This is a genomic window from Achromobacter sp. JD-1 (genome assembly GCF_038594925.1).
GTDB lineage: Bacteria > Pseudomonadota > Gammaproteobacteria > Burkholderiales > Burkholderiaceae_B > Achromobacter > Achromobacter spanius_C.
In genome coordinates, this window is sequence record NZ_JBCGCS010000008.1 from 53,971 (window position 1) to 80,153 (window position 26,183).

The 26,183-nt window shown below is 61.7% G+C and carries 25 protein-coding genes and 2 pseudogenes; 16 read left to right on the forward strand and 11 right to left on the reverse strand.

The window, feature by feature from the left end; genetic code table 11:
- Positions 1-62: 62 nt before the first annotated feature.
- The 3 genes from WBR68_RS14300 to WBR68_RS14310 all read left to right on the forward strand — a co-directional run bounded on the left by WBR68_RS14300 (position 63) and on the right by WBR68_RS14310 (position 2,385).
- A complete protein-coding gene (locus WBR68_RS14300; RefSeq protein WP_230694582.1) occupies positions 63-665 on the forward strand; it encodes a LysE/ArgO family amino acid transporter in 603 nt (200 codons plus the stop codon).
- Between the two features lie 104 nt (positions 666-769).
- Positions 770-1,678 (forward strand): DNA/RNA non-specific endonuclease, encoded by a 909-nt coding sequence (locus WBR68_RS14305; RefSeq protein ID WP_230694583.1) that lies wholly within the window; start codon positions 770-772, stop codon positions 1,676-1,678.
- A gap of 137 nt (positions 1,679-1,815) precedes the next feature.
- Positions 1,816-2,385, forward strand: coding sequence for a DUF4142 domain-containing protein (locus tag WBR68_RS14310; RefSeq protein WP_230694584.1), 570 nt, complete (start codon positions 1,816-1,818; stop codon positions 2,383-2,385).
- A gap of 53 nt (positions 2,386-2,438) precedes the next feature.
- On the opposite strand, the gene WBR68_RS14315 is transcribed toward WBR68_RS14310, so the two are convergent.
- On the reverse strand, positions 2,439-3,410 hold the full coding sequence (locus WBR68_RS14315) for a LysR substrate-binding domain-containing protein (RefSeq protein WP_127185436.1): 972 nt from the start codon (positions 3,408-3,410) through the stop codon (positions 2,439-2,441).
- A 111-nt stretch (positions 3,411-3,521) separates the two neighbouring features.
- Between WBR68_RS14315 and WBR68_RS14320 the strand changes: the two genes are divergently transcribed.
- Together WBR68_RS14320 and WBR68_RS14325 are read left to right on the forward strand one after the other, a co-directional pair.
- Positions 3,522-4,415 carry an MBL fold metallo-hydrolase gene (locus tag WBR68_RS14320; protein ID WP_127185437.1) on the forward strand — a complete coding sequence of 298 codons (894 nt, stop codon included), beginning with the start codon at positions 3,522-3,524 and terminating at the stop codon, positions 4,413-4,415.
- 96 nt (positions 4,416-4,511) lie between these two features.
- The gene (locus tag WBR68_RS14325) at positions 4,512-5,561 is read left to right on the forward strand and encodes a Bug family tripartite tricarboxylate transporter substrate binding protein (RefSeq protein WP_230694585.1); all 1,050 of its coding nucleotides are present in this window, start codon (positions 4,512-4,514) and stop codon (positions 5,559-5,561) included.
- 19 nt (positions 5,562-5,580) lie between these two features.
- Here the strand turns inward: WBR68_RS14325 and WBR68_RS14330 are convergent, their stop codons facing one another.
- The 5 genes from WBR68_RS14330 to WBR68_RS14350 all read right to left on the reverse strand — a co-directional run bounded on the left by WBR68_RS14330 (position 5,581) and on the right by WBR68_RS14350 (position 9,759).
- On the reverse strand, positions 5,581-6,375 hold the full coding sequence (locus WBR68_RS14330) for a 2-keto-4-pentenoate hydratase (RefSeq protein WP_230694586.1): 795 nt from the start codon (positions 6,373-6,375) through the stop codon (positions 5,581-5,583).
- A gap of 12 nt (positions 6,376-6,387) precedes the next feature.
- Positions 6,388-7,407 (reverse strand): zinc-binding alcohol dehydrogenase family protein, encoded by a 1,020-nt coding sequence (locus WBR68_RS14335; protein ID WP_230694587.1) that lies wholly within the window; start codon positions 7,405-7,407, stop codon positions 6,388-6,390.
- Positions 7,408-7,466: 59 nt separating this feature from the next.
- Positions 7,467-8,303, reverse strand: a complete 837-nt coding sequence (locus WBR68_RS14340; RefSeq protein WP_050448408.1) for a PhzF family phenazine biosynthesis protein — start codon at positions 8,301-8,303, stop codon at positions 7,467-7,469.
- Between the two features lie 50 nt (positions 8,304-8,353).
- Positions 8,354-8,707: a RidA family protein gene (locus tag WBR68_RS14345; RefSeq protein ID WP_230694588.1), complete on the reverse strand. Its 354-nt coding sequence runs from the start codon at positions 8,705-8,707 to the stop codon at positions 8,354-8,356.
- 122 nt (positions 8,708-8,829) lie between these two features.
- The gene (locus WBR68_RS14350; protein ID WP_050448410.1) at positions 8,830-9,759 is read right to left on the reverse strand and encodes a LysR family transcriptional regulator; all 930 of its coding nucleotides are present in this window, start codon (positions 9,757-9,759) and stop codon (positions 8,830-8,832) included.
- Between the two features lie 216 nt (positions 9,760-9,975).
- Between WBR68_RS14350 and WBR68_RS14355 the strand changes: the two genes are divergently transcribed.
- From WBR68_RS14355 to WBR68_RS14385, 7 genes are all read left to right on the forward strand, one after another.
- The gene (locus WBR68_RS14355) at positions 9,976-10,467 is read left to right on the forward strand and encodes a DUF305 domain-containing protein (RefSeq protein WP_157055452.1); all 492 of its coding nucleotides are present in this window, start codon (positions 9,976-9,978) and stop codon (positions 10,465-10,467) included.
- Positions 10,468-10,488: 21 nt separating this feature from the next.
- On the forward strand, positions 10,489-10,710 hold the full coding sequence (locus WBR68_RS14360) for a hypothetical protein (protein WP_230694589.1): 222 nt from the start codon (positions 10,489-10,491) through the stop codon (positions 10,708-10,710).
- Between the two features lie 220 nt (positions 10,711-10,930).
- Positions 10,931-11,827 carry a LysR family transcriptional regulator gene (locus WBR68_RS14365; protein ID WP_050448418.1) on the forward strand — a complete coding sequence of 299 codons (897 nt, stop codon included), beginning with the start codon at positions 10,931-10,933 and terminating at the stop codon, positions 11,825-11,827.
- A gap of 132 nt (positions 11,828-11,959) precedes the next feature.
- Entirely contained in the window at positions 11,960-13,153 is a 1,194-nt protein-coding gene (locus tag WBR68_RS14370) for a CaiB/BaiF CoA transferase family protein (protein WP_050448419.1), read from the forward strand.
- Positions 13,150-14,097, forward strand: coding sequence for a hydroxymethylglutaryl-CoA lyase (locus WBR68_RS14375; RefSeq protein ID WP_230694590.1), 948 nt, complete (start codon positions 13,150-13,152; stop codon positions 14,095-14,097). Before WBR68_RS14370 ends, WBR68_RS14375 begins: the two co-directional genes overlap by 4 nt.
- Positions 14,098-14,181: 84 nt before the next feature.
- Positions 14,182-15,168 carry a Bug family tripartite tricarboxylate transporter substrate binding protein gene (locus WBR68_RS14380; protein WP_230694591.1) on the forward strand — a complete coding sequence of 329 codons (987 nt, stop codon included), beginning with the start codon at positions 14,182-14,184 and terminating at the stop codon, positions 15,166-15,168.
- 290 nt (positions 15,169-15,458) lie between these two features.
- Positions 15,459-16,949 (forward strand): tyrosine-type recombinase/integrase, encoded by a 1,491-nt coding sequence (locus tag WBR68_RS14385; protein WP_050485093.1) that lies wholly within the window; start codon positions 15,459-15,461, stop codon positions 16,947-16,949.
- A 51-nt stretch (positions 16,950-17,000) separates the two neighbouring features.
- On the opposite strand, the gene WBR68_RS14390 is transcribed toward WBR68_RS14385, so the two are convergent.
- Positions 17,001-17,540, reverse strand: a complete 540-nt coding sequence (locus WBR68_RS14390; protein ID WP_050448423.1) for a JAB domain-containing protein — start codon at positions 17,538-17,540, stop codon at positions 17,001-17,003.
- 208 nt (positions 17,541-17,748) lie between these two features.
- Between WBR68_RS14390 and WBR68_RS14395 the strand changes: the two genes are divergently transcribed.
- The 3 genes and pseudogenes from WBR68_RS14395 (at position 17,749) to WBR68_RS14405 (ending at position 18,611) form a co-directional block, all read left to right on the forward strand.
- Positions 17,749-17,934, forward strand: a complete 186-nt coding sequence (locus WBR68_RS14395; RefSeq protein ID WP_033470914.1) for a DUF3606 domain-containing protein — start codon at positions 17,749-17,751, stop codon at positions 17,932-17,934.
- 33 nt (positions 17,935-17,967) lie between these two features.
- A pseudogene (gene ligD / locus WBR68_RS14400) lies at positions 17,968-18,186 on the forward strand (non-homologous end-joining DNA ligase LigD); the annotation flags it as partial.
- A 203-nt stretch (positions 18,187-18,389) separates the two neighbouring features.
- Positions 18,390-18,611 carry a hypothetical protein gene (locus WBR68_RS14405; protein WP_230694592.1) on the forward strand — a complete coding sequence of 74 codons (222 nt, stop codon included), beginning with the start codon at positions 18,390-18,392 and terminating at the stop codon, positions 18,609-18,611.
- Between the two features lie 187 nt (positions 18,612-18,798).
- On the opposite strand, the gene WBR68_RS14410 is transcribed toward WBR68_RS14405, so the two are convergent.
- Positions 18,799-20,754, reverse strand: coding sequence for a UvrD-helicase domain-containing protein (locus WBR68_RS14410; protein ID WP_033470911.1), 1,956 nt, complete (start codon positions 20,752-20,754; stop codon positions 18,799-18,801).
- Positions 20,751-23,081, reverse strand: coding sequence for an AAA family ATPase (locus tag WBR68_RS14415; protein WP_370641233.1), 2,331 nt, complete (start codon positions 23,079-23,081; stop codon positions 20,751-20,753). Before WBR68_RS14415 ends, WBR68_RS14410 begins: the two co-directional genes overlap by 4 nt.
- Before the next feature lie 579 nt (positions 23,082-23,660).
- Here WBR68_RS14415 and WBR68_RS14420 point away from each other — a divergent pair.
- Positions 23,661-24,263 carry a tyrosine-type recombinase/integrase gene (locus WBR68_RS14420; protein WP_033470908.1) on the forward strand — a complete coding sequence of 201 codons (603 nt, stop codon included), beginning with the start codon at positions 23,661-23,663 and terminating at the stop codon, positions 24,261-24,263.
- A 313-nt stretch (positions 24,264-24,576) separates the two neighbouring features.
- Here the strand turns inward: WBR68_RS14420 and WBR68_RS31490 are convergent.
- Both WBR68_RS31490 and WBR68_RS14430 read right to left on the reverse strand, forming a co-directional pair.
- Positions 24,577-24,870, reverse strand: a pseudogene (locus WBR68_RS31490) (transposase); the annotation flags it as partial.
- Positions 24,871-25,024: 154 nt separating this feature from the next.
- A complete protein-coding gene (locus WBR68_RS14430) occupies positions 25,025-26,167 on the reverse strand; it encodes a glycosyltransferase (protein ID WP_033470904.1) in 1,143 nt (380 codons plus the stop codon).
- Between the last annotated feature and the right edge of the window lie 16 nt (positions 26,168-26,183).

Consider the following 26,183-nt stretch of genomic DNA (forward strand, 5'->3'; position numbering starts at 1 on the left):
TCTAATCCTCTGCCAGCGGCTAGTCTGTCGGCCTTTCCATAAGGGTTGCCACGAGAGTTGCCATGACGACCGCATTCATTCCCGGGTTCCTGCTCGGTCTTGGCCTGATCGTCGCCATCGGCGCGCAAAACGCATTCGTCCTGCGACAGGGATTGCGCCAGGAATACGTGTTCGCGGTCTGCCTGACCTGCGCCGTCTCCGACGCGATCCTGATCGGGGTGGGCGTGGCGGGCTTTGGGCTGGCGGCAGACACCCTACCCTGGCTGGAACCCGCCATGCGATACGGCGGCGCGTTGTTCCTCTTCGTCTACGCCGCACGCAGCGTGCGCGCAGCCCTGCGCGCACAGCACGACAGCCTGGCGCCCTCCACCCGGCAAACGACCGGGCTTGCCGCCACGCTGGCCGCCTGCCTGGCCTTCACCTGGCTTAACCCGCACGTGTACCTGGACACCGTGGTGCTGCTGGGGTCGATCTCCAGCCAGTACGACGGCGCCAAAACCGCCTTCGCGCTAGGGGCCATGTGCGCGTCGTTCACGTTTTTCTTCACGCTGGGCTATGGCGCCCGCCTGCTCCGCCCGCTGTTTGCAAACCCCAACGCCTGGCGGCTGCTGGATGGCTGCGTGGGCGTGGTGATGTTTGCGATCGGCTTGAAACTGGTGTTGTGACGAACTGTAGTTGAGACGGCTGGGCTTGCGGTCGCCCGCAGTCAGTCATCTACAATTCGGCGACGCTGGCCCTACGATGGCCCAGCCCGCAACACACAGGTAGCATGACGCGCGCGAAGAAAACAGCTTCAAAAAGAAAACGCCCGGTAGCTCGGGGCAATACAAAATCGGCCGGCCGCGCCTATCGGTTCTTCAGGGCGCTTCTGGTTTCGTCGCTGGCCAGCTTCGGCGCCACCACCTACGTCTTGAAGCCGCAATGGCCCGTGCAGTTCTCGCCGGACGCCATCCTGGCGCGCCTGGGGTGGCCGGCCCAGGAAAAGTTTGCCCCTGCGGCCATCCCTTCAGGGGCGTTGACCCACACCCGCTTCGCCGATTGCCCGCAGTTTTTCCCATCGGGCAAGCTGCCCGTCGTGCCCACGGCCCCCGCGCTGCGCGAACTCTGCTTTTCCGCTTTTGCCGTCCTGCACAACGGCCAGACCAAAACACCGGTATTTGTCGCCGAGCGTCTGAACCGCAAGCTGCTCACGCAGGCGCAGGGCCTGGAGCGCACCGACAAGTTCTACGCCGAAGCGCGCCTGCCCAGTGCCGAACGCGCCACCCTGGACGACTACAAGGGTTCCGGCTATTCACGCGGCCACATGGCGCCCGCGGGCGATATGTATTCGCGAGACGCCATGGCGCAGAGCTTTTCGCTTGCCAACATGGTGCCGCAAAATCAGACGCAGAACGCTGGCCCCTGGAGCCGCATCGAGCAGGACACGCGCAAGTACGTCATGCGCGCGTCAGGCGATGTGTACGTCTACACCGGCCCCTACTACGCCAGCAAGCCGGCATCCATCGGCTTTGGCGTTGCGGTGCCCAGCCACGTCTACAAGGTGGTGTACGACGCCACCACGCGGCGCTCTTGGGTGCATTGGCAGGCCAACAATGCCAGCGCGAAAGAAAGCGCCCCGATCAGCTACGAGGAATTCGTCCGCCGCACGGGGATGCAGTTGCTGCCGTCCGCGCCCTAGCGGCTTGCCAAACAAAAAGGTTTGCGCACGCCCGGTGCGGTGGGCATGCGGCTTGCTCCGCAAACTGGCGACGCCTGCAAGGCTTGCCCGGAATGACCGGCCGCCGTCTGCCTGTGGGTGTCATCCAGGAGATCAGCATGAACCAGCCCTTATTGAACGCCACCCTTTGCATTGCCTTTGCGCTGGGCGCGCCAGGCAACGCGTTTGCCCAGCCCACCTCCGCTCCTGGCGCTGCGGACTCTTCCGCCGCGATCACCAAGTTGAACAGCGAAGACCGCGGCTTTCTGACCAAAGCCGCGGAATCCGGCTACCTGGAAATCGCCGCAGGCAAGCTTGCCCTGGAAAAGTCCCGCGACACGCAAGTCAAGCAATTCGCCCAGAAGGTGATCGACGACCACACCGCACTGGGACGGCAACTACAGCACCTGGCCAAACAAAAGGGATACGAAACGCCCACGCAGCCATCGCTGGTGCAAAGCGCCCGGTTGAAAGCGCTGGAACTACGCGGCGACGGCTTTGACGAGGCCTATGTCGACGAGATCGCCGTAGCGGCGCACGAGGACGCCATTGAACTGTTTGAGGAAGCGGCCAAGCGGGCCACGGACGATGACCTGAAGCGCTTCGCCGCCGACACGCTGCCTATGTTGAAGCGCCACCTGGACATGGGCCACGCGCTGCGCAAAGCCGATAAAAACACCGCGAAGTAAGCACGGGCCGCCATGCGCGATCCCGGCCACCCGGCAAGCGTCTGGGAGCTCACTCATTTTCCCCTGCCGTCGCTTTGATCCAGCGCCGCCGCCTCAGCCCGGACCGCCTGCAGGAATACGTGCAGCGAGGGCGAGATTTCGGCGTCACTGCGCGTCACTACCCCCACCGGCGGCAGCGTCCATCCGGGCTGGAACTTCAAGATCGCCAGCACGCCCAGCCGGGCGTAATGCAGCGCGACCCCGCGCGGCATGGCCGCCAGCACGTCGGAATGTCGCAGCAGTACCTCGTTGGCAAGCAGGCTGACGGATTCCACCACCGGATCCATCAACGACAGATTCTGCTCGGCGAAGTAGGCGTCGATGCGTTCACGTAGTGGCGCCTGCGGTGGCGGCAGAATCCAGGACTGGCGCGCCAAGGTCGCCGCGTTCACACGCGACGAGCGCACCAGCGGATGCCCGACCCGCGCCACGATATGGATGGGTTCGTCGTACAAAACTTCGGTTTGGAACGTGGCCTGGCCCTTGCCCACCATCAGCCGTCCAATCACGCAATCCAGCTCGCCCCGCGCCAAGCTGTTGAGCAAGGCGTCGTATGACCCTTCCTGCAGCATGACCGTTACGCCCGCGGACTGCTCGCGCAGTTGCGTCAGCGCGCGTGGAATAAGCACCGGCAGCACCGCCTGCAATACACCGACCCGCACGCGCCCCGAGGCGCCGCGCGTCATCGCATCAAGTTCGCTGCGCGCGCCGTCCAGGTCGGCCAGCAGGACGGCTGCCTTGTGAACCAGCGCCTGGCCATAGACCGTGGGCGAGATGCCACGGCGAGATCGGATGAACAAGGGCACGCCAAACGTCGTCTCAAGTTCTACCAGCAGCTTGCTGGCTGCCGGCTGGGTCATGCCCAACTGCGTGGCGGCCTTATGAACACTGCGTGTGACGTCCAGGGCCAGCAACAGATCCAGATGGCGAACGCGCAAGCGCGAACGGATTTGGCGGATGGTCGGAATGCGGGGTTCGGTAGCCATTTCAGTGATTCCAATTGGTTTTCACTAGATCATGAATTTTGATTATTCCCGAATTACCCGCTGCCTACACTGACTATTCCATCACCAGCGCCTGGCGCAGAGGGCAATCCCATGAAGATCACGATGTTGGGGACGGGGGCGGCGTTGCCCGATCCGGACCGCGGCCAATCGGCCATCTTGCTGACGCTGAACAACGGCAAGCATTACTTGTTCGACTGTGGCGAAGGCGCCACCCGCCAAATGGTGCGCGCCAATGTGAATCCGGCCGATGTCGGGTTCGTGTTCCTGACCCATTTGCACCACGACCACATCTGCGACTACCCGTACTTCGTGATCTCCAGCTGGATGTTGAACAAAACGGGCAGCCCCCTGCTGCTGGGTCCGCGCGGCACCCAGAAATTCGTCGATCACTTATTTGAGAACGGCGCCTTTCATGCGGATTTCCAGGCACGCAGCTCGTATCCCGTGCGCCAGGCAAATATTGAAGCGGTGCGCCCCATCGTGCGCGAGGTAGCGCCGGGCGTGGTGTTCGAGGACGACGACGTGCGCATCAGCGTGGATTGGGTCGAACACATCCCGCGTGACATCTGCGAGTGCTTTGGCGTGCGCATCGAGGCCGAAGGCAAAGTTGTATCGTTCAGCGGCGACACGGCGCCCTGCCCCGCCATGGTCAAGCTGGCGCGGGATGCCGACCTGTTGATCCACGAATGCACATTCCCCGAATCCTTCATCGCCCATCGCGCCAAGACGGGCGTGGGCACCTACGCCCACACCAGCCCCACCGACCTGGGCAAGATTGCAAGCGAGGCCGGCGTAAAAAGCCTGGTCGCCACCCACTTCGGTCACTTTGATTCCTGCAGCCCCGTGTTGAAACGCGCGGCCGCCAAGCATCTGCCGGTGGAACTGATGGGGCCGCACCTGATGGACGACATCGCCGCCGACATACGCAAGCACTACTCGGGTCCGCTACGCCTGGCACACGACCTGATGCGCATCGATCTGTAGTAGGGGGCGTTCCGCTGGAAGGGGGCTATTCTGACCGCGCGCAGAACGCGGCTTGTCTTACCTCACAACGTCCCGGCGCGGCATAAGGCCGACAGCATGCTGCGCACGGGCGAACTCAAGGGAACAATGATGAACCGCACGCTACCTGGAGTGGGCACTGCGTTGTCCACTGCGCTATCCATCACACTGGCCACGGCCCTGGCGCTGGGCTTGAGTGTCGGCCTTGCCTCCCCTGCCACCGCGCAATACCCCGACCGCCCCGTGCGCATCATTCTGCCCTATGCGCCCGGCGCGGCGGGCGACATCGCGCTGCGCCAACTGCAACCCCGGCTGGAAAAAGAACTGGGACAGCACCTGATCGTCGATTACCGCAGCGGCGCGGGCGGCAACATCGGCGTGCAGGAAGTGGTGCGGGCCAAGCCCGATGGCTACACGCTGGTGCTGGGCGCGGCAAACAACTTCGTGATCAACCAATTCCTGTATCGCAAGCTAGGCTTCGACCCGCTCGCTGACCTGCAACCCATCGCGAAGCTGGCCGACGTGCCCTCGTTCATCTATATCAGCGCCGCCGTGCCCGCCACCACCTTTGCGCAATTCAAACAGTATGCACAGGCCAATGCCGGCAAGTTGAACTATGGGTCACCCGGCTCGGGCACGTCACCACACCTGTCGGCCTTCATGTTGTCGCAAGCCATGCAGGCGCGCATGACACACATTCCGTACCGGGGATCGGCGCCGGGTGTACAGGCGCTGTTGGCTAACGAGGTGCAAATGTACCTGGGCGGCTATAGCGTGGGCGCGGCCTATGCCCCGCAGAACCGAATCCGCGCGCTGGCCGTGGCCGCGCCCGAACGCTTTGCATCCATGCCCGATGTGCCGACCCTGCGCGAAGCCGGTGCGCCCGACGTGGTGTTGAGCAACTGGTGGGGCTTGGCGGCGCCGCGAGGCGTTCCGCCCGAGGTCGTGGACCGTTGGTCGCGAGCTTTGAACACGGTGCTGGCCGACCCGGCGATCCAGAAGGCATTCCTGCAAAACGGCTTCGTGGCACGCACCGGCGATCCCGCTGCGTTCGAACACGAACTGCGGCAGGAAAGCTTGAAGTGGAAAACCATTGTGCAAGAGACCGGGGTTACGTTGGACAACTGAGCCGGATCGCTCGCGCGGGTCAGCCGGGGCCCTGGATCCGGCATGACAGACTGCCGAGCGATCCGTAATCCACCGCCACGACATCGCCCGCGCTGATGTCCATGGGGGCAAGGCACGTCCCCGTTGTCACCACCTGATCCGCGCCGAGCGTTACGCCAAGCCGAGACAGTTCGTTCGCCAGCCAGGTCAGCGCAATGCGGGGGTCGCCCAGCACGTTTTCGCCGATACCTTCCCGCTTGAAAGTCTTGCCCACGCGCCCCAACACGCGATGGCTGGGCAGGTCAATTTCACGCCACATCGCGGGTGCCTCGGGGCCAAGCACGAAGCGGTGCGCGCAGGCATTGTCGGCAATCAGCTGCGGCCCGCCGATGGTGACAAAGTCCTGGTAGCGGGAATCCGGGATTTCGATGGCCAGATGCAGCGCCGATACCGCGTCCATCACTTCCAGGACATCGTACGGACGGGCTCGCGGAGCAAGACTGCGCCCCATGCGAAACGCGAACTCGGCTTCCGCGACGCGCATGCGATCGGCGCCGATGGGCACGGCGTCCCCATCGCCGTAGACCATCTCGCTGAGCAAGCGCCCCGCTATCGGGCCGTCAATACCAATGTGGCGTTGTCCCGCCACGCTGGTGCCCGCAATTTTCCAACCGAACAAGGGCTTTGCGCTGATGGCTTCAATTTGCGCCTGAATCAGGTAGCCGTCTTCGGGGCACGCGGGCCGCAGCGACGTCGGCAGGCAATCCAATACCGTGCCCGCTTGCCAGTGCTGCACAAGCATCGCGGAAGCGGCTTTGGCGATATCAGTGTCCATGGCGACGTCCTGTCAAAAGCCCGCGAGCGTGATCTTCCCGACCGTGTGGCCGTCTTCAAGCGCCGCGTGCGCCCTGCGCAGGTTTGCGGCGTTGATGGTTCCGTAGGAGGCGACACGCGGCGCAACCAAGGTTTTGTTGTCGATCAAGTCCGCCACGGTGTTCAGGATGTCGTGCTGCCGCTGCATGTCGGCCGTGGCGTGCATGGGGCGTGTGAACATCGCCTCCCAGTGCATCGACACGCTCTTGAACTTCATCAGACGCAGGTCCAAAGGCTCGGGGTCGTCGATCAGCCCGATACGGCCCTGTGGCGCGATGACCTGCGCCATCTCAGCCCAATTCTTCGGCGTAGTGTGGGTAGAGAAAATTCGTGTGACCGGCGCAAGCCCTTCGATAGCCTCAAGCTGCGCGGGCAAGGGGTGAAAGTGGTTGATGACATGGTGGGCGCCCATCGTGCGCACCCAGGCTTCGCTCTCGGGCCGGGACGCCGTGGCAATCACCGTGACCTGCGTAAGCTGGCGCGCGATCTGAATGGCCATCGTCGGCACGCCGCCCGCCCCGCCAATCACGAGCAGGCTTTCGCCGGCGCCGCCGTCGGGCGGCAAGGCCAAGCGATCGAACAACATTTCCCAGGCGGTCAGCGAGGTCAGGGGCAGCGCGGCGGCGGTGGCGTGGTCAAGCGTGGCGGGCTTTCTGCCGACGATGCGCTCATCCACCCATTGCAGTTCAGCATTGGCGCCTTGGCGATTCAGGACACCCGCGTAATAGACCTCGTCGCCCGGTTTGAAGAGGCTAGCCTCTGAGCCCACGGCTTCCACGACGCCGGAGGCATCGTAGCCCAGCACCACGGGGGCGTCGTTTGACGGGGCCATGCTCATGCGGCTTTTGACGTCGCGCGGATTAACGCTTACGGCATGCACCCGCACCAGCAGATCGCGGCCTTGCGGATGCGCAGGGTCGGCCAATTGCAAATCTTCAAGCGAGCGCTCATCGCTGCTAGGCAAGCCTTTCGTCCAAAAACCCACTGCTTTCATCTGCATTCCTTTTTGTACGCCACGCGGGCGCTACGTTAAGTTGATGGCCGCAATGCCATTCAAGGCTGTGTCATCAGCCGGGCATTGCCAGAAACGCGGATGCCTTCGCCACTTGCCGCGCCGATGTCGGCACGAATACGGCAGGGCACGCCCATGTCGTCGCCTTGATCAATACGGATGCTTGCCCCATGAGGCCAGCCGATATCACGCAAATAGCCGCCCAGCGCGGCGGCGGCGGCGCCAGTGGCGGGGTCTTCAAACACGCCGCCCAGCGGAAACGGATTGCGCACATGAAAGTGTTGATCTTGTTCGGCGTAGACCAGGCAAAACGTGGTCAGGTTTTCACGGCTGGCCAAGGCTTGGCCTTGCGCGATGTCGTAGTTCATTCGGCGTAGCGCGTCGCGCGACCGCAAAGCCAGAACAAGATGGTTGGCGCCGGCATGGGCCAGCGCGGGCGGTATCCGTAGGTCAAGGTCGGCTTGATGCAGCTTGAAGAGCGCCAAAGCCTCATCAAGCAAGGGTTGCGGTGCGCCGCCGCTTCGCGTGGGAGGCGACCGAAACGATGCGCTCCACCCCGTCTGCGAGTGCTGTCCGTCAACGGTGATTTCCGCCTGGTTGAGTTGAAGTGCGAAGGTGCCCGAACCCTGTCGTTTCGCCAACGCCGCGCCCAGCGCGATGGTGGCGTGCCCACAAAAGTCCACCTCGACCAGCGGCGAGAAGTAGCGCACCCGCCACCCGTCTTTCAGCGGCGCCGCAAAGACGGTTTCCGAATAGCCGACCTGTTGGGCGACGCGCTGCATGTCATCCGCCGGGGGCAGCGCTTCGCAAATAACAACCCCAGCGGGATTGCCGCCGGACGACTCGGCCGAGAATGCCGCAATGTGCTCAACGTCCATGTCTTTCCTTTGCGTCATGCAACCACGAGCCCCGTCAGACACATGCCGCTTCAGGCTTGCGCGTGGATGGGTTCGAAGGAAGCGATCAAGTCGATTTCGACCTTTGCGCCGTTGATCGCGAGCTGGGAGACAACCGTCGAACGGGTCGGCCGGTGTTGGCCGAATGCCTTCGCAAAGGCCTGATCGAAGGAAGCGAAGTCCGCTTGCTCCGTCACCCAGGCGCTTGCCTTGACCACGTTTTCCAGCCCCAGCCCATGCTGCGCAAGCACGTCGGCATGGCGCGCCAATATCAACGCCGTTTGCTCGCTGACGTCTCCGTGAATCTCGCCCTTGCCGTCGAATGCCAACTGGCCCGACAGAAACAGCAGGGACCCGGTGCGCAGCGCGGTTGAGAGGTGAGGCATGAATGTTTCCTTTATCGTGGTGTGGTGAATAAAGGAATTTTCACGCGAATGGCCTGTTCGCCGCCATAGCTCCTGGCTGCAGGTCATTGCTGCACCAGATGCAGCAATGACGCATTGCGACGCTAGGATTGCGCATTGCCGGACCAGGGAACGTGGCGAAACACTTCTGCAATCCAATCGGCAAACGCCTCCGTCCTTGCCGGTGCATAGCGCCGCGTGGGGCGGACCAGATAAATGCCCCCTTCCCGGTCGAACGTCCATGCCGGAAGCACCCGCACCAAGGTGCCCGCCGCCAGGTCGCGGGCGACCAACCACTCTCCGGCGCCGATCACCCCGATGCCCGCCCGGGCGGCTTCAAGCAGCGCGACGGGGTCGTTGGTGCGCAGCGTACCGTTTGCACGGATGGTTTCCACTCGCCGGCCATCGGAAAGCCGCCACATCGGAAACGAATTCAGGCTGGGGTTACCCAGGCAGTTTTGCTTCTGAAGATCCGCCGGTTGCCGAGGCATCCCATGGCGCTGGATGAATTCAGGCGAGGCGGCAAGAATGCGCTCATGGCTTGCCAGCTTTCGGGCAACGAGCTGGCTGTCGGGCAGATGCCCGATCCGGATTGCCGCATCGAATCCGCCCTCGATTAAATCGATGACGGCGTCGCTGTATTGCGCGTCCAGCACCAGCTTCGGGTGCAGGTTCATGAAGGTTGGCAGGCGCGGCGCCAGCCATTGGCGTCCCATCGTCGCCGGCAACGCGATTCTTAGCGTGCCGTGCAATTCACGAGCCTGCTCGGCCGCTTCCAACTGCGCCTCGTCCAGCAGGTCCATGGCAACCTTGAGCTTGTCGGCCAGCCTTTTCCCGGCCTCGGTCAGTTGCACCTGCCGGGTCGTTCGTTCCACCAACCTGACGCCAAGGCGAACTTCCAGCGACGCGATTCGTTTGGAGATGATGGTTGGATGGCGGCCCAGCGACCGGCCCGCCGAGGCGAACGAACGCTCGGCGGCCACCGCCAGCAAGGCAGCGATTTCGTCGATGTGGCGACTTTCAATATCAGTCATTCTGAAGGCTTGTAACGAGGAAGGATGTGGCGTGCCCGGTAGGTGATTATCTGGCGATTCGCCCCCAACGGAACAAAACTTGCTGCACGGTAGCCAGATCGCCTTTGCCCATATTGCGCAGGGGCCGGCGCAGCACTATGCGCGTATCACGGGAGATCGCCGATGGAAAAACCGTCAAACAAAAGTCAGAAGAGGGGCTACGCACGCTTCGCGCTGATGATCGCCGTCGCAACCGCCATCATGTACGGCTTGATGTACTTGAACGTCTACGCCCTGTCGCATATCTATTTCAGCCAAACGCGGCTGTGGATGGCCGTGATCATGGGCGCCGTCATGGCGGTGGTCATGCTGGGGTTCATGCTGTCAATGTATCGCAACCGGCGCATCAACCTGGGCATTGTCATCGGCAGCGTGGCGGCCTTCGCCACCGCATTGTGGCTGGTGCGCAGCCAAGCCACTGTGGACGATATTTCGTACATGCGGGCCATGATCCCCCACCACTCCATTGCGATTCTGACCAGTGAACGCGCGCACATTCGCGACCCGCGCGTTCGCAAACTGGCGGATGGAATCATCCGGGCACAGGTCAAGGAAATAGGCGAAATGGAACAGCTTATCGCCGACCTGGAAAAGAACCCACCACCCGAAGGCAGCCCGGAACTTCGCGACTACCGAGAACTAGGCCTGCCGGCGCCCAAGCCGGAATAACCCACGCACCAGGAGAGAAAAATGAAAACGCAGATCAGCTATCGCAAACTTGACGGCGGCGTCGGTGTCGCCTTGGTCAATGGCGGCATTTCGGAAATGAGCCAGGCAAAGCGCGAACTGGCGAACTGGCTGGAATTGCCTGAAGCAGGCGTTCCCGATGGTGGGCAAGAGGACGTGGACGCGCGTCTGCACCAGCGGGGTATCGCACCTGATTCGGTGCAGTTCAACCATATCAGCGAGTAGCCTCCGCTTCGGATGGCGCATGCCGGCGAACCGCAAATACAGGTTTAGGACAAGGTACCTTGGCGTCGCCGCCCGTGCGCTCAGTTTGGACATAGGCAGGTTCATCAGGAAGTTCGCCCAGCGACGACCAAAGGAATTCGGACATAATTATTGCCCTGGCGCCTCGGCGATAACACTCGGCCCGCCGCCCGCCTTGGCATACCCCGCGCCGGATTTTTCCATGAACCTTGCCCGTATCGACCTCGTCACCCTCGCCCTGTTTGTTGCCGTTGCGCGCCAGGGCAGCATCTCGGCTGGCGCGCGCCAGTCGCATCTGGCCGTGGGGGCTGCCAGCAAGCGGATTTCTGACTTAGAGACCGCCTTGGGCACCGCGCTGCTGTACCGCAACGCCGCCGGGGTGGAACTGACCGACGCCGGCCAGGCCTGCCTGGTCCACGCACTGCGCGTATTGCAGGAAGTGGAGCAGATGACGGGTGCGCTGTCGGATTTCGCGCAAGGCGTGCGCGGGCAGGTACGCATCGCCGCCAATACCTCGTCGCTGACGCAGTTTCTACCCGAAGACCTGGCCGCCTTCATGGATGGCCACCCGGCCGTGCGCATCGACCTGGAAGAGCAGAACAGCAGTGACATTGTCACCGCCGTGCTTGAAAACCGCGCCGATATTGGCGTATTCGCCGATCGGACTCTCGCTGACGGCTTGTCGACCTTCCCCTACCGCTTGGATGAACTGGTGGTGATCGTGCCGCAGCGCCACCCCCTGGCCGCCGAGGCGCATGTGGCGTTCGCGGACACCCTGGCCTATGACTATGTGGGCTTGCCGCCGGCCACGTCGCTGGCGACCCGTTTGTCCGACGAGAGCGGTCGCCTGGGCCGGGCCATGCGCTTGCGCATCCAGGTGCGCAGCTTTGACGCGATTTGCCGCATGGTGGCGGCGACCCGTGGCGTGGGCATTCTGCCGCGCATCGCGGCCGAGCCGCATGCGCGGTCGATGCCGATCAAACTCATCCCCCTGACCGACGAATGGGCGCGCCGCTGGCTGCTGCTGGGCGTGCGCGATGCCGACACGCTGACCGTGGGCGCCCGCCTGTTGCTGGCGCATCTGCGCGGCGATAACTAAGGCGAAGCCGCTGCGGGTTTGCCCGGGGTTTCTCGTTCTGGGAACCCCCCTTTCCCCGATTGTCCATTCCGCCCGGCGCCGCTTTGCGGGCACACTGCCGCCTATCAATTCAAGTGTCGCCAGGGAGGCGAAATGGCTGGGCAGATTCTTGCTGGCATCCGCGTGCTGGAGCTGGGTCAACTGATAGCAGGGCCGTTCGCCGCCAAGACCCTGGCGGATTTTGGCGCGCAGGTCATCAAGATTGAACCCCCTGGGCAGGGCGACCCGCTACGCAAATGGCGTTTGCTGCACGAAGGCACGTCCGTGTGGTGGGAAGCGCAGTCGCGCAACAAGCAGTCGGTGTGTGTGGACCTGCGCCAGCAGGAAGGCCAGGACATCGTGCGCCTGTTGGCGCAGCAGGCCGACGTGCTGATCGAGAACTTCCGCCCCGGCACCCTGGAAAAATGGGGCTTGTCGTGGGAAGCCCTGCATGCCCTGAACCCGCGCCTGATCATGCTGCGCATCTCGGGCTACGGCCAGACCGGCCCCAAGGCGCGCGAACCGGGCTTTGCCGCCATCGGCGAGGCCATGGCCGGGCTGCGCTACCTGAACGGCGAACCGGGCCGCGCGCCGGTGCGCGCCGGCTTGTCGCTGGGCGACACCATCGCCGGCCTGCATGGCGCGCTGGGCGTGATGATGGCGCTGTACCAACGCGATGCGCGTGGCGGCGTGGGGCAAGTGATCGACGCGGCGCTCTACGAAAGCCTGTTCAACCTTAGCGAAAGCCTGTTGCCGGAATACTCCGTGTTCGGCGCCGTGCGCGAGCCGGCCGGCGCTGCATTGCCGGGCATCGCGCCGTCCAACGCTTATCCGTGCCAGGACGGCTACGTGCTCATCGCCGGCAACGGCGACGCCATCTACACCCGATTGATGGCGCGCATCGGCCGCGACGACCTGGGCCAGGACCCGGCCTTGGCGCACAACGACGGCCGCGCGCGCCGCGTTGCCGAGATCGACGCCGCCATCGGCGCCTGGACGCAAACCCGGCTGATCGACGATGTGCTGGCCGCGATGCGTGAAGCCGACGTGCCAGCAGGCCGCATCTATTCAGTGGCGGACATCGCCGCCGATCCGCATTACCGTGCCCGCAACGCCATCACCACCGTGGAATCCGCTGCCGGCGTACCAGTGGAAATGCCGGCCGTCTTTCCATATCTGTCGACCAATCCCGGCGCGGTGCGCGAACGCGCGCCCACCTTGGGCGAACACACCGATGCCGTACTGGCGCAGGCGGGTTTGTCGGACGAACAACGCAACGCGCTGCGCGCCAAGGGAGTGATTGCATGAACGCCGGCCCCGCCAAAATCGAAATCAACGAAGTCGGCCCCCGCGACGGCCTGCAGATTGAAAAAGCCCTGGTCGCCACCGACGACAAGGTCGCCTTCGTGGACGCCTTGTCCGATTGCGGCTTTGCGCGCATCGAAGTCACCAGTTTCACGTCACCCAAGGCCATCCCCGCGCTAGCCGACGCGGCCGACGTAATGCGCCGCATCCGCCGCCATCCGGGCGTGATCTATACCGCGCTGGTACCCAACATCCGCGGGCTGGAACGCGCGCTGGAAGCCGGCACCGACGAAATGAACCTGGTCATGTCGTGCAGCGAGACGCATAACCGCGCCAACCTGCGCATGACGCGCGAGCAGTCGTATGCGGAACTGTCGCAGGTGCTGGCCGCCGCCGCCCGCAGCGACACGCCGTGCAATGTGTCCCTGTCCACCGCCTTTGGTTGCCCGTTTGACGGCGACGTGGCGACGGATCAGGTGCTGGACCTGGCCGCACGGCTGGCGGATGCGGGCGCCACCGGCATCACGCTGTGCGACACCACCGGCATGGCGTACCCGACGCAAGTGGCCGCCCTGTGTGAACAGGCATCCACGCGCCTGCCTGGCGTGGCGCTGACCGTACACCTGCACAATACGCGCGGCATGGCGCTGGCCAACGCGATGGCCGCCTGGCAAACCGGCATCACCCGCTTTGACGCGGCGGCTGGCGGCCTGGGCGGATGCCCGTATGCGCCCGGCGCCAGCGGCAACGTCAACACCGAAGAACTGGTGCACATGTTTGCCTGCATGGGCGTGGACACCGGCGTGTCACTGGAACCGTTGCTGGCCATCGTGCGCGGCTTGCCCACGCTGGTGCAGCGCGATCTGAGCAACGCCTTGCTGCAAGCAGGCCCCCGCCTGGCGACCCACGCCGCGCCCGCCTGGCTGGCCGAGAGATTTCCGCAGTAGTACCGATGTAGTGCACGACCGATGTCGTGCTTCGCTTTATCCGTCCGTTTTGACCACACCTATAAAAAACCAAGGAGACATCCCATGGCATTTCCCTGCCTGCCCACCATCCTGCGTGCCGGTATCGCCGCCGCCCTGACCCTCGGCGCCAGCGCCGCCAGCGCCCAAGCCGACTTTCCCAACCGCCCTCTCACGCTGATCGTGTCCGCCGCGCCCGGCGGCACCACCGACATCGCCGCCCGTCTGATCGCCCAGCCTTTGGGCGTGGCGCTTGGTCAGAGCGTCGTCGTTGAGAACAAGCCAGGTGCCTCCGGCGGCATCGCCGCGCAGACGGTCGCCCGCGCCAAGGCCGACGGCTACACGCTGCTGCTGCAATACTCCGGCTTCCAGGTCATCACGCCCCACGTCACGCCCACCGCCGGCTGGGACCCAATCAAGGACTTCGCCCCCGTCGCCAACGTGCTGTCGGCGCCGCAAGTCGTGGTGGTGCGCCCGGACCTACCCATCAATTCGCTGAAAGAACTGGTGGCCTACGCCAAGGCCAACCCGGGCAAGCTGAACTACGCGTCGTCCGGCAACGGCTCGCTGCAACAGGTGGCCACCGAATTGCTGAATCAGATGGCCGGCACGCAGATCACGCACATCCCCTACAAGGGCACCGGCCCCGCGCTGAACGACCTGCTGGGCGGCGCGGTGGACATGACCATCACCACGCCCCCGCCGCTGCTGGGCCAGATCGCCGCCGGCAAGCTGCGCGCACTGGCCGTCACCGGCAACACCCGCCTGCCGTCCTTGCCCAACGTGCCCACCGCCGCCGAGGCCGGCTATCCCGACCTGATCGTGTCGTCCTGGTTCGCCATGTACGCCCCCAAGGACACGCCCGCCCCGGTCGTGGACAAGATCGCCGGCGAAATCCAGAAAATCATGAAGACCGACGCCTTCCGCCAAAAGGCCGCCGAACAAGGCGCCGAAGCCACCTTCATGGGGCCGAAGGAACTGGGTGCGTATACGCAGTCGGAACTGGACCGCTGGGGCAAGGTGGTCAAGGCCGCGAAGATCACGGCTAACTGAGTAAAGGCTTTCTGAAATGAAAAAGGCCGTTAGTGAGAATGCTCACTAACGGCCTTTCATTTTTTGGTCGGGGCGGTGGGATTCGAACTCACGACCCTCTGCTCCCAAATTAGAAACGCGCGAACGTCGGCGAACGCCAGCGAACGAATAACCAACTGATTCATAAGGCTTTATACAAATTTCCTTGTTCGTCGACGTTCGCTAATGTACGCTGACAGCCGCAAAAATGTTGTCCCATATGTTGTCCCATATGGCGCATGAGGCAGAAGAATGGAGAGATTCGAGGAAATATGACGAGATACCCAAAACGCGGAAAAGGTGCGCGGTGGACCGTCAAAGAACTGGAAGCGGTACCGGCGGAATGGGTCGGTGATCACCTGGCCGATGGGGACGGCCTGACTGGGGAAATCCGCATTCAGCGCGGCACGATGGCCGTGGTGTGGCGATACGCCTATCGCATGGGCGATAAGGTAAAGAGATTCTACTGCGGCTCATGGCCGGAGCGCACACTCGACGAGATCCGCTCCGCCAGGAACAAAGCGCGGGCGGACATTAAGGCGGGCCGCAATCCGTCAGCCGTCCGCGACTTGGAAAAAGCCCAGGTGCGGGAAGCTATGGCAGCTGAGTCTGCCGCTGTAACCGCCGCTGAAGAAGAGGCCACGACCGACGCCCTGTCGTTCCAAGAGATGTATAAAAGCTGGCTGGAATCGGGAGTGAAGCGAGCAGATGGCAACACCGAGGTGAAGCGCATCGTTGAAAAGGACGTGCTTCCCTTGATCGGTGAGACTCCCGTGCGATCAATTCGCGAGAAGGATATTGAGCGAGTGATCCGCTCGATTGTCGGCCGCGGTTGCAATCGGCTTGCCGAGGTGACTTACCAAATACTGGGCCAGATGTTCCATTGGGCAGAAAAGCGCCAACCATGGCGAAAGCTGCTTTCGGAAGGAAATCCGGTCGAGTTGGTTGAGCTCGGGGTGCTCCTGGCGGACGATTACGACCCGGATAACGCGCGCGAACGCGTTCTCCCGCCTATTGAGATTGTCGAGCTCCAGACTCGATACCGCGAGTTGGAGGAGCAGTATCTCGCTTCGGATGACAAGCGAAAGAGGAAGCCTCCATCCAAGGCGTTGCAGGCGGTTTCCTGGATCTGTTTGAGCACGCTATGCCGGATAGGGGAACTGCACCTAACCGAAATTACGCATCTCAATCTCCGAGAAGGTACGTGGTTCATTCCCAAGGCGAACGTCAAGGGCAGAAAATCACAGAAGCGCGACCACCTGGTCTTTCTGTCACCCTTCGCAGTCAAGCATTTCGAGACCCTTGTCAGCTTGGCAGGATCATCCCGCTGGCTCCTACCTTCGCGCGACAATGATGACGCGGGGGTAGACCAACCGATGTGCAAGCAGGCCTTTACTAAGCAAATCAAAGATCGGCAAGCCATGTTCAACGGAAAGCCCAAAGCACGCCGCGCTTCGGACAACTCCCTGGTGCTCGGCAAAGGCCAAAACGGCAATTGGACGCCTCATGATTTACGGCGAACGGGGTCGACCATCATGGAATCACTGGGAATCGATCCAAACATCATCGACCGCTGCCAAAATCACGTCATTCACACGGGCAAGAACCGTGTCAGGCGGCACTACCAGCTCTACGACTACGCCGACGAGAAGCAAGCAGCATGGGCGAAGCTCGGCGACTATTTGGAAAGACTGCTGTCGGGAGCCGTGGCGCCAGCCGAGCTTCAAAAGCGGCTGACCGCCAAGCAACTACTCGCGGCGTAAAAAAAGCCGAAGACCGTTCGGTCTTCGGCTGTTGGACGCAATCGGGCAAGCCTAGATCAAGCCCATCTTGGCCATAGAATGGCCGCTACCTGCCGCCACGATCACGTGGTCGACCAATGTCACATTGACCAGAGCCACGGCGTCCTTCAAGCGCCGCGTAACCTCAACGTCCGCCCTGCTTGGCTGCGACGAACCCGAGGGATGGTTGTGGGCAATCAAGATGGAATGCGCGTTGTGCCGAATAGCCGCCTTGACGACCTCGCGTGGATACACGCTCGTCTCAGACAGCGTGCCTCTGAACATTTCCTCGAAAGCGATCATTCTCAATTGCGCATCAAGGAACATTACGCCGAACACCTCCACGTCCGACAGCGCCAGGCGCGTCACGATATAGTCGATGGCGGCGGACGGCTTGTCCACTGGCAAGCGACTACCCAGCGCCCCCTCCAATTGCCGTGCAGCCGCACGTAGCAGCTCTTCCGGGGTTGCGGCTCGATAGAGGCCGCCCGCCTCGCATACAAGCGGGGCGCCCTGGACATCCTGCGGCACCTGCCTTTCTCCTGCCCAGGCGCGACTGAAACTTAGTTGCATTGCTCTCTCCAATAGCAAGGGTTGCCTACCAACCCATTAATGATCGGTCGTCAACAATGGAGGGTGTCAGAATTGGGGACTCGCCATGCGCAGTCAGCTCTTACCAATGGACATTGGGCTATACCTAGAGCTCACACCTAAGAAGCCGGCTTTCCCGGGCACGCCATTTGCTAACTTGACTCGGTTCCACTTTCTCAAAGGAGCGGCAATGTCTGACGATCTAAGTAACCGCGGCCCGCAAGACCGCGCCCGGGTGAACGTCAATGAGGCTCACGAGCTCAAATATTGGACGCGTGAATTCGGCGTCACCGAAGACAAGCTTCGGCAGGCCGTAAAGGAAGTTGGCGTTTCCGTCGACGCGCTCCGGAAGCACTTCTCGTCGCCCCCACGCTGAGGCGACGCATTCCCACCCTTGGCTGGCAACCGCCATTTGTCGCAGACGCTGCTACAACTGTTCGTTGCTAAGAGCGGGCCCAAGATCCGAATAGGCATAATCTTTGTCGATTACCTTCGCATCGGATTTAGCGCCACGACCGCTTCGGCGTGGTCAGCAAGGGCGCGGCCGGGACTCGGTGTCTCCGTGCCGATCTCTTGGGAAGAGCTGCCACAGCTGTCCAGCGGGGCCCAATGGACCATCACCAACGTAGTCGCTGACAAACGTCCGTTGTGCCTGAAAATTTGACGAGGGTGGCTTGCTTGATCAATCGACTGACATGGATCGGGTGTGGTCTGTCACCAAGGACGGATCCCGGCCAAGACCGGTCACTAGCCCACGCACCGAAATCCGGCCAAAAACGGAAATTAGTCCTGTAAATTTACGAGCTAAGAAAAACTCAAGAGGAGAGGCGTATGAGTTCTGGCAACTACTACATTTCCAACGGTTACATCTACGGCCCCAAAGAGTCAGGTCGTTTCTATATTCAGAATGGCTACATTTATGGGCCAAAAAATAGCGGCAAATACTACATCTCAGATGGCTACATCTACGGTCCGAAGAAGAGCGGAAAGTTCTACATTTCTGACGACTACATTTACGGCCCCAACGAAGAACTCCCCTGGCTCGAAGATTAACTTTGTAGTAACCCACATTGCAGATGCGACGAATGGCCACGAGTGACATTTGATGGTCCCCCAAAAATCTCAACCGAGGATTCCCATGAGATGAATCATGGGGTATCTGTGAGTATTCACGGGGCAACAAGGGAAATCTCCAGTACTTTTGCTTCCCGGCAACCCAATCTCCGGTGAACTCAGCCCATCAGGCCAAAATCCCTATCTCTTCGCCCTCAAACCAGCCAGTTTTCAAAACGGCCTCGCGCGCCGCTTGAGGGTTCTTCGACCAGAGGACTAGAGCCAGGCTCTCCTCCGCTCGACTGCAGGTGACGTAGAGCAATCGAAGGGTCCGGTCGACTGATGTCTCATCGCCCTCTTCGATGCTCTCCAAGTCGGAATCGTTCAGCGCCTCGACTCCGAACACCCTTTCGTAAGAGAAGCCGCTGCCCTTCGCTTCAAGGTCATCCATAACGACCATGACGTGCGGAAACTCTGAACCTTTGACCACCTGGTGGGTGGCCAACTCGGTTTCACCACGCAAGTACTGCCGATAGCGCCCAATCTCCTCCCATTCAGTGTCGAAGAGTGCACACCAACCCCTGCGCCGTCTGACTTCCTTGTCCTCCTTGCCTCGGCCAACTGGAGCCGGCGGAGGCTCAGACTCATCATTGAACGCCGTCACAAAGCGGGCATCAACTTCAAAGACACCCGCTTCAAGCAACGGACGCATAACGTCGCGAACGGTACTCCCTGGCTTACGAGTGAGCGTCGCGAACTCTGCTATCGCTGAACTGAGTTTGTCCAAGGCCGCTCGCTTTTCGACCACATCATCGGGAAGGTTTGCTAATGCTGCGGCCTGTCTAAGTACCTCCATCGAGGAGAACTCGTCGAGCTGACCGGCTATGTCGACGCATTCCGCCAAGTCAAGGACCGAGCCAAGTAGCGGTCGCACCATGTTCGGACCCGAGCGCTCACCATTGCTCTTGGGGTTCGCAGCATCCTTGTCCAGGAGCTGCATCGCGCTGTACGCGTCGAGGAACCGTCCTCGCTTGGCCGCAAGCTTGTGTTCCAGCGCCAGCGTCTTGTATCCCTTCTCAGCATCACTCCAGGCGTTTTGTCCTGTAACTTGAGCCATGACACGAGCACAGCCCGCCTCCTTCTCCATCTTCGACTCCGTGACCTCGTTCGCATTGCCAATGAAGATTCGAACGATGCCACCGGTCTTCTCCGTCCGCGGGTGCTGAGCGAAGCCTGTCTTCGGCTGGGTCCGCCCAACCACGTCGGCATCCCAGATTGCGTTGATGAGGTCGACGATTCGCTTCTGGCTCCGATGGTTCATCTTCAGCGCTGGCACAGCCCACGTGTCCGGCACATGCGATGGCAGGTCCCTATGGCCATCGGGATAAATGCGCTGTCGATGGTCTCCCAGTAGACCGAGATGGAATCTCCCCGGTCGCTCCTTAGCCACGCCGAGCAACGCATCTAGTATGCCCTTCATGGTGTCCTGCGACTCGTCGATGAGAACGAGGGGATGGCGGTCCTCAAGGATTCGACGCAGCGTAGGTCGGTTGCTGATGAGCCACGCCGCAACGCTCAGCACGCTCGTGTGCGACAACGCTCCCATACCATGGGTTGTCTTGTCAGGGTGATAGAGGAACTTGGTGATGCCGCGGATCTCATCGGCCTTCTCTTCAATCTCGGCATACTTTCTGCGGTCCGTCTCGGTCTCTCCACGCTTCTTCGCCGCTGCTGCCGCCTTGGCTTCCGCAAGGGCGTTAGCGTTCAACGCGAGCAGAGCATCTTGGATGTCCCCATCGAAGCCTTGGATGAGTTCCCAGCAGAACGAGTGGATGGTGGAGACTACGGTCAGGCGATTCTCCCCCAACCGGCCGCCAACCACTGCCGTGGCGTTCTTCGTGTACGTGATAACTCGGACCGTTTGACCTCGGCTACGCAGGCGCTTAGCAAACTCGCTGCCGGCTTGATGCTCAACCACTCCCGTGATTCGGCGGAGTACTTCCACCAGGGTGCGAGTCTTTCCTGAGCCAGCTCCAGCGAACAGGAAAAAGCTGCGCGGTGCCGCGGCGGTGACATAGCCGCAGATGTCCTCAACCACATAAGCATCGCGCTCATTGCCTCTAGGCTCCACGTCCGCGCTCATGGAGTCTCCCCCTCAGTGACCTTCAGCTGAGCACTCAACCAAGTCAGTGCGTCAGCGATATAGTCCGGGCACTTCAGATTCGTGCCAGCGTTTAGCCGCTCAAACAGCGTCGCGGCAAAGTCCCCCTTGCTGAATGAGCCATGAAGCATGTCGTGCAGTTCCTCGAGAAGCTCCGCGTGGTCAGGGTGGTCGAGAACGAGCCCCAAGACCTTGCCCAGCGTCCCGACGTGCTTCACCTTCTTCCCATCGACATCCTTCTCGTTGTCCAGTTTCTTGAACCAGTCGATGTTCGTAAGGATGAGAGAGTCTTCGAACGAACTCGGCCACTGGTTACTCGCTGCAGTCACCGGAGCCTGCCAGGCAAAGCGCACCTTCAGGCCCGTGGGAGACACCCACTCAAGATGTGCCGCAGTCGGCTTGCCGTAGTCGTTGAAGCTCGGCAGGTTCGGATGCCACTTCGTCAGCGTGTCGTTCCCGCACTCGAGCTCCGCTTGGCCCGCGATGTGGACTGCAGCCCGGACCAAGCGACCCTTCTTGTTGATCTTGGGGATGACCGGGTCGAGGTCGGTGACGACGGCCGTCGGGATGCCTAGACGTTCCACAAGTGGTTTAAGCCTGTGCGCATGGCTCCCTCCGATGTCCAGGAACGACAGGTACTTCTTGGCAAGCCTAGGGAAGTCCCGTTCGATAAACAGCGGCACAAGCATTCGCTCTGCTGTTCCTTCCACAAAGATGGCGGCATCAGCGAACAGCAGATCGGTGTGCTGTACCTGGAAATAGCGCTCCGCAAATGTCCGGGTTTCGATGTCGTCGCCGAACGCATCGCCAAGGTTCACCACCTCCGTGCTCGGCTTTGCTCCAGTAGCTGTACCTGGAATCCGCTTGACATATCGAAGTCGGGTGAAGCTGTCGCCATGGGCCAGATGGCTTGAGTGAGTGCTGATGAGCAGTTGGCTCTTGAGGCTCGAATGCGGCTCGCCCTTTGGTTTAATGAGACCCAACGCGTTGGATGAGAAGTTGCGCTGGACCTGCACGTGAAGGTGAGCTTCAGGCTCCTCCACCATCACAATGTGAACCGCAGCCGGCGCTCCCTCGGGTGGATTCAATCGAGCCGTCCGGAAGGAAACCAGCATGAAGCTGAGCGACTGCAGGTTCTGATATCCGAGACCGATGGAGTGCTCTGGAAGGGCCTCATCTAGGACCGTTTTGTCGGCGCTGTACTGCACAGCAGTACTGTGGGCAAGTAGGTCGGTCGTCTTGATTCGGGTGCGGAAGTGGAACTGCTGTGGGTCGTGTAGGCCCGGGTATCCGAGCACCTCGACGTCTTCCATCGCTGGCTGCAGTGCGTTGTAGACGGACTTGTCCAACTCTGCCTGCGCTTTCGCAATCGCAGCAATCAGCTCCTCGCCGTTCCCATAGCTGCTGGTCGAGACGTTCAGATGTTGCCGCGCAAACTTCAAAAGCTGGCTTGAGAACAAGCCTGGGCGAGAGTTCGCCGTCTCCGACTTTGCTTCGTCCTCCTCGGCACCGAGGCCTCGCTGCGCCGCAACGAAGTCAACACGAATGAGCTTGCGAAGGTGGCTGATTTCGACTTGCGTCGCGCCTGCCGCCAAGTCCTGAAGGGTCACGTCCTTCTTGACCGCAAGCGGCCCCTTTGCCGGGTCAAGGCGATATGCAGAAACACGGCGAAGGTCGGCGGGATTACCGAGCCAGTAGTCGATGATGTCAACGGGCCAAGCATGGCCGTTCTTCGGCAGAGCCTTCACGGGCGCCCGGGCAGCGCGATACGCGCCGGCCAGCTTTCGTAGGTCCTTGGTAGTCGACACCGGCTCCAGACGAACTCGGACGCCTACAGCCCCGCCTGCCCACTTCAGCGATGTGATGAACGGCGCTACGTAGTTGTAGGCGCCCTCCTTCACGTCGAACCAAAGGTCCACGAACGGCATGCATGCGAGAAGTTTCTGAAGCTGCGCCGCCCAAGCCTCCTCATCTTTGGTCTCGGTTGTCGGGTCATCAGCAAGCACCTCCCAGGCCTTGCTGAGGTCGCGCAGCTTGGCCCAGTTCGACAGGCTCAAGTCGTAGGCGCGGAAAGCCGATGTCTCGCTCAGAAAGTTCCGAAGGACCGTAAGCAGCGAGGTCTTCCCGCTATTGTTGGCCCCCACCAATATGGTGGTCTCTTCATCGAGGTCAAGACGAGTGCGCGACAGCCGCCGAAAGTTACAGACTTCTATGCAAGCTAAGCGGACGGGCGAAGAGGCGAACCCTGCTGCGCTTGTAGCCGCTGTGGCTGTTCCAGGCGCTTCTGGGAAAGCTACAGGGACTGCTATACGAGCGGATTCCGCCGCAGCCGGGATTTCATGTGTCTTCATGTCACTAGATTTGTTATCGTCGATGCTACGGCGGTTGTTATGTGTAGAGGTACAGGAAACCGAGCTCAAGCGAACTCTCCCCAAACTTCATTCTGACGTCCTCCCCCTTCGTCTTCTAACCGGCATTTTGATACAAAACCGATATGGCGCCTAATGTTCCGTCAATATCGGCATACATCTGCCGTATCGCCGTCGGTTAAAGCACCTCAGAAACAGAAGAGCCGTGAAGAGTAGCCTTGGCACGCCAACCAATCGGCTTCAAGTGGCCAACCGCAGCGCGTCTGTAGCGTGTCTCGGCGGAAGAAGCTTAAGAACAATCGCCTCAACCTCTGCTCGGCCAATCGGTTTAAAGTCCATGGGCTTCCTTGCATCGTTGTAGCGGGCCTCGTTGGAATCCTGACGAAATTGCATTAAGCAATCGTCCTCCGACGAGGTTCGCCTGTGTCCGCTTGGGGAACTGTCGTACTTCCGCTTCGGGTCGGATAGCGACCCTCCGTAGGGCACACTAAATCTTCCTTTACTCGAAAGGAGATTGTCATGGAATCCGAGAGTGTCACCGTTGACCGTCGTGTGCCATGGAACAAGGGCAAACTCACCGGGAAAAAGCCGCCGCTGAAGCTTCGAGAAATTTGGGCAATCCGAACGAGACTTCAGATGGCGTCGAACATCCGGGAACTCGCGATGATCAATCTCGCAATCGATAGCAAGCTTCGGGCGTGCGATCTCACGCGATTGCAAGGACAGGACATCCGTCACGGAAGCCACGTGGCTGCGAGAGCCACCGTCATGCAACAGAAGACTCGGCGTTCGGTCCAATTCGAGATCACGGAGCAAATCCGTGAGAGCCTTGAAGCATTGATCGAGGCGCGAGGACTAAAGGCGGCGAACTTTCTATTTCCGAGCAGGTTGCATACGTCGCCGCATCTGTCGACGCGGCAGTATGCCCGGATTGTCCATCGCTGGGTCGCATCGATTGGCCTCGACGATACCGCATATGCCACCCACACTATGCACCGTACAAAAGCCTCGCTGATCTACCGCCGGACGAAGAATCTTCGGGCGGTACAGCTGCTCCTAGGGCATACAAAGCTGGAAAGCACAGTTCGCTATCTTGGCATCGAAGTCGACGATGCTCTTTAGATAACAGAGCAAACTGAGGTTTGGCGCGTTCTGGCCGGCGAGTGGTCGATGCTGGCACCGTCGATTGTCGGGATGCCGCCGGCGTGCGCCGGCGCCATGGAGCGCGATCATTCGCCATCTTCGTCAGCACCAACTGCGGAGTTCTCTTCTTCAGCGGCGGCTGACGGGCGTTGCTGAAGACCAACCATGAGCTTGGTCTTGGTATTGTCACCATCCAGCTCTTGCACCACACCGCGCCGACATCGACGTCGCCGCGCAGTTGTTTGTTCTCGGCTTCAAGATGGCGGGTGCGTTGCTGCTCGGCGTTGAGCGGCAAGCCGATACCGGGGCGGCCTGCTGCCTCTTCATCGGCCTGAGCCAGCCATCGCCGCACGGCCGTCTCGCCGTGCTTCAAGTCGCGGCAAACGTCCCCCACGCTCAAGCCTTGTTCGCGAATAATCTGCACGACGTGCAGCTTGAACTCGGCGTTGAATGCCCGTCTCTTTTCTTGGTCATGTTCCCTGCCCAGGTGAATTTCACCTATCGAGGTGTTCGTGGAAATTAGACCTGCACGGCATTGCGGTATACGCGGTCTGTCAATTTTCGCCTTGGTCTTGCGCACGGCCATACCGCTGCCGCTTGCGCCGCCACCAGCATGGCCGATCCGAGCCCCTTAACTTATCGGACCACGCCCGTCGGCCAATTTAGTGTTGCGATGCCCGCGAATGCGAATCTCGATACCCGGCAGAGGCCTGCGCGAGCTGGCGAAGCGGAAGCGCCAGTCACGCCAGCCGCAACGGACGCTGGGCGTGCGTCAGCGCTTCCAGGTAGACCCCATGCGTGTCCGCCACGAAGTGCGACAGCGCGAATTCCCGCAAGGCCTTTTCCCGGGCCGCGCGTCCCATGGCCCCCAACAGGTACGGCTGGGCCAGGATCTCGCACAGCACGCCGGCCACGGCTTGCGGCGCGCGCGCCGGCACCACCCAACCGTCCAACCCGGCATGCACATTCTCGGCCAGCCCGCCGGCATTGCTGACGATGACGGGCACGCCCATGGCCATCATCTCGCGGCACGCGAACGAGATGGTCTCCAACTCCGAGGACAACACGAAGCCCACGTCCAACGCCGCCACGAAGGATCGGACGTCGTCCAGCAAGCCGGGAAAGATCACCTGATCCTCCATGCCCAGTTCGCGCACGCGCCTTCGCTGGTTTTCCCCGGGAGGCTTGCCCGCGACCATGACGACGATGCGGTCGCGCAGCGCGGCAGGCAGCTGGGACACGGCCTCGACCATGTCCGGCCAGCGCTTATAGTCCGCGGTGCCGGCGTTGCTGCCGACTATCAGACGGTCCGCGTGCGTTGCGGGCAGCCAGCGGCGCCGGGCTTCCGCCACCGCCTCCTCTGCCTGCGGCCTGAACCTTTCCACGTCCACTCCGTTGCGCACGGTGCGCAAGCCGCAACGCCCGAACGCGCTGCCCAGCAGCTTGCGGCGCGTGTGCTCGCACACGCAGATGACGCGGTCTGTCGCCAGACGGGCGCGCAGCATCGCTCCGAAGCTATTGGCAGGCCGGTCATTGTGCTGCGTGTACACCACTGCGGGGCTGTCTGCCCCGAGCCACAGGCCCGCCAGCATGCAAACTCGATGGTCGGCAGAGCCATTGACGTGCACGATATCGAAGCGTTCCTGCACCAGCAACCGACGCACGCGACGGGCATTGCGAAGCGCGCCCAACATGCCTCCACGGAAATCCAGCGCCTCGGTTCGCACGCCCGGCATCGCCGAGGCCGCTTTGAACAGCCGGCTTTCCGGCGGCGCGGCCACGACGACATCGTGCGCGGTGCACAGCGCCCCCGCCAGCGACAGCACGTAGGTTGTGTGCCCGCCTCCATCGCCGCGATGAAAGTTGGTATACAGGATTCTCATGGCAGTGCGCCTTCTC